Here is a 210-nt window from a genome sequence, read left to right as displayed (position 1 = left end):
GAAACCCTTGGAGCCTTCCAGCTGTGCCGCCGCCGCAGATGGCCCGAACACGGCGATGCCGGCCTCGCGCAGCCGGTCCGAAAGGCCTTCGACCAGCGGCTGCTCGGGGCCGACCACCACGAAGCGCACCTCGTGTTCGCGGCAGAAGGCGAGCAGCGCCGGTTGGTCGGTCGCGGCGATCGCGACGCATTCGGCATGCTCGGCAATGCC

At 70.5% G+C, this 210-nt stretch carries 1 pseudogene; it reads right to left on the bottom strand.

What is annotated here, in order from left to right:
• A pseudogene (locus tag QD228_RS17120) lies at positions 1–210 on the bottom strand (phosphoribosylamine--glycine ligase family protein); the annotation flags it as partial.

Source organism: Cobetia sp. 3AK (genome assembly GCF_029846335.1).
GTDB classification, from domain to species: Bacteria; Pseudomonadota; Gammaproteobacteria; order Pseudomonadales; family Halomonadaceae; genus Cobetia; species Cobetia marina.
The sequence above is the reverse complement of the archived record's forward strand: the minus strand, read 5'-3'. Positions and strand labels throughout refer to the sequence as shown.